Below are 1,414 nucleotides of genomic sequence, written 5' to 3'. Positions count from 1 at the left end.
ATGGCCACGATGGCCGTGACATCGAGCGCGTAGTGAATGAATCCCGTTTCGGATTTGACTACCTCTACCTCACCGAGATCATTCGGCCCGTGAGAATGTTGAACCACAATCATCCTCCCAAAACTCTCACTACAGATTACGGCGAAACGTTTAACAGTACTGTGGCGGCGCTCTTGTGCTCATGCTTCCGTCGTTGCCGACGGCTTGGCAAGGCCGTTTGCCTTACCGGCTGACCATTGTGTCTCGTTGCGCCGACTCCGTTCCCCCAGCTCTTGGAAAAAAGTGAGCGGGTGCAGATGGAGCGAGCGTCCAAGGGCTTTATAGCAACGACCAGCGTCCTTCAATTTTTAGATATTGGCACCATTAGCTATCAACTTCTTCGATCCATCCTTGATGTAAGTGAGCGTCGGAGATCGGATGTTTGTCCTATTGAGTGTCGCGGCCATTGTGGCTGGCGTTTTACTGGCGTGGGCCGCGAATAGGGACCCCATCCATTCAAAAATACTGGAGATCTTCGCGGGCATATTGCTTTTTGCCGGCTTCGGTTTGCTCGGCGCTTTGCTATCGCGGCTGGCCACCTGATCGAACGAGGCAGGCTTCTTAATGATTTTACCCTTATAGCTGCGCATTAGGCGAGTCGGCCGTCAGTGTTTGCAGAAATTCAATCAGCGCCTTCTTCTCGGTTCCCGTCAGCGAGAGCGGCTCAATGGAAGGCGAGACGCATCTAATGCTTTTGCGCCGCTCGCACCCCGCTGAGGATTAAGGGACCGGTCACGCAGAGCTATCCCCTCGTCCTAAGACGATGACGCCATGGTTCCGCATGCTTTGAAGAGACATTTAGGTCCAGCCGCTATGCGATGGAAATTCAAGAACCTCATCCACCAACTTTTATGCCGGTGACGATAACAATATACGGTCAACAGCCTAAAGGATCGAGGTTGTTGTTTTCCAATCTTCAATTTTTCGTATATTAACATCTCGAAAGCACGTTCTAGTTGATTCGGGTTTGGCGATGATTCGCCTTTTTCGAGGGAGCATTCCCGTGCTGCGAAACTCGTCTCTCGTCCTCGCCCGGTGTCTCCTCGCTTTGCTGTTCGCCGTGACGAGCACTGCCAATGCCAGCGCCCACGTGAAATGGTTCTGCGCTTACGACGTCGCGGGCCAGCCACTAGAACTCTCCAACGTGCTGACCCAAGACTTCGGATTTCTGGTCCTCGTTGCCGCGGTCGGACTTCTTGCCGGTTGCTTTCTCGAGAAGACACCTCTCGGCGAAGCAATGTTACGGTCAATGGATCGCGTCACCATTGGAATACGCCTCAATACTGAGGAAATGGTGCGTGCGTTCTGCTTCTTTTTCTTCATCGGTGTTTGGACGCTGGGTGGCATCCTGTTAACGCCAGAATTGACCAGCAAA

Annotated in this window: 1 protein-coding gene and 1 pseudogene; one reads left to right on the top strand and one right to left on the bottom strand. The window is 52.8% G+C overall.

Translation table 11 applies throughout. The features are described 5' to 3' along the window. Window positions 1-347: 347 nt before the first annotated feature. The gene (locus GGQ85_RS20725; RefSeq protein ID WP_309776089.1) at window positions 348-629 is read right to left on the bottom strand and encodes a hypothetical protein; all 282 of its coding nucleotides are present in this window, start codon (window positions 627-629) and stop codon (window positions 348-350) included. Window positions 630-1,012: 383 nt separating this feature from the next. On the opposite strand from GGQ85_RS20725, the pseudogene GGQ85_RS20720 reads away from it, so the two are divergent. Beyond that, window positions 1,013-1,414: pseudogene (locus GGQ85_RS20720) on the top strand (hypothetical protein); the annotation flags it as partial.

The sequence above is a fragment of the Nitrobacter vulgaris genome, from assembly GCF_031453995.1.
Lineage (GTDB): Bacteria > Pseudomonadota > Alphaproteobacteria > Rhizobiales > Xanthobacteraceae > Nitrobacter > Nitrobacter vulgaris.
This window is presented reverse-complemented; position numbering and strand designations above follow the sequence as displayed.

What these genes read in the sequence shown, in the direction of transcription:
- GGQ85_RS20725 (WP_309776089.1), bottom strand. Translation starts at nt 629, where the DNA reads ATGCGCAGCTATAAGGGTAAAATCATTAAGAAGCCTGCCTCGTTCGAT.